This is a genomic window from Actinomadura sp. HBU206391 (assembly GCF_014323665.1).
Lineage (GTDB): Bacteria > Actinomycetota > Actinomycetes > Streptosporangiales > Streptosporangiaceae > Actinomadura_C.
This window is the reverse complement of sequence record NZ_JABVEB010000548.1, coordinates 1-1,359: the sequence shown is the minus strand read 5'-3', so window position 1 is coordinate 1,359 and position 1,359 is coordinate 1. Positions and strand designations below refer to the sequence as shown.

Annotated in this window: 1 protein-coding gene; it reads left to right on the top strand. The window is 63.1% G+C overall.

Annotated features, from left to right (window positions below):
* Positions 1 to 187: 187 nt before the first annotated feature.
* The coding region (locus tag HKK72_RS39315; protein ID WP_261987632.1) for an IS256 family transposase at positions 188 to 1,359 on the top strand (1,172 nt) is incomplete at its 3' end.

Here is a 1,359-nt window from a genome sequence, read left to right as displayed (position 1 = left end):
GCGTGCATGATCTTGTGTGTAGGCGGGTGATCTGACCGGCAGACGGGCGGGTTTTGTCTGCCCAGGGAGGGCACTGAGCGTGAGCACGATGGATGAGGCGAAGGCGGTCGGGGAGATCTTGGCCGGGGCCATGGAAGAGAGCGGGCTGGAGGTTGTCGTCTCGGAAGAGGAAGCAGCGGCGGCGCGGCTGGCGGAGTTGGTCAGCCCGCAGGCGATCGATCGGATGCTGGCCGATGCGCAGGCGTCGGGAATGCCGCTGGACGGCACGGATGGGCTGATCAATCAGCTGACCAAAGCGGTGATCGAGCGGGCGCTGGGCGCTGAGATGGACGATCACCTGGGTTATGTGAAGGGCGACCCTGCCGGCAACGGCTCGGGCAATTCCCGCAATGGCCACTTCGGCAAGACCGTGACCACCACGGCGGGGCCGGTCCGTATCCAGGTCCCGCGGGACCGTAACTCCGATTTCGAGCCGAAGATCGTGCCGAAGAGAACGCGGCGGCTCGGGCAGATCGACGAGATCATCTTGTCGCTGTATGCACGGGGGATGACGACCCGCGACATCCAGGCTCATCTGAAGGAGGTGTACGGAGCCGATACCTCACCGGAGTTGATCTCCCGGATCACCGATGTGGTGCAGGAGGAGATCGTCGAATGGCAGACCCGTCCGGTCGACCCGGTCTACCCGATTCTGTACATCGACGCCCTGGTGGTGAAGATCCGCGAGGGTGGAGTGGTCGACAACCGGGCCGCTCACCTGGTCGTCGGCGTCGACATGGAGGGCTTCAAGCACGTGCTGGGCATCTGGATCCAGGACAAGGAAGGAGCCAGGTTCTGGGGCAGCGTGCTGACCGAACTGCGCAACCGCGGCCTCAAAGACGCCCTCATCGTGTGCTGCGACGGGCTCGCGGGCCTGCCTGAGGCGATCGAGCAGGTCTGGCCGGAGGCAAAGGTCCAAACGTGTGTGGTGCATCTGATCCGCACCTCGATGCGTTTTGTCTCCTACGGGGACAGAAAGACCATCGCCAAAGCGCTCAAGCCGATCTACACCGCCGTCAACGAAGCCGCCGCCAAGGCCGCACTGGAGAACCTGCGGCGTGAACACGGCAAGCGCTACCCAGGGGTCATCGCCGCGTGGGAACGGGCCTGGCAGCAATTCATCCCGTTCCTGGAATTCGAACCCGAACTGAGAAAGGTGATCTACACGACCAACACCATCGAATCGATCAACTTCCAGCTGAGGAAGATCACCAAAAATCGCGGGCACTTCCCCGATACCGACGCCGCGATGAAACTCCTCTATCTCGGGATCCGGAACATCACCGGCCGGCATATCGACGGGACCGGGCTGGTGCGTGA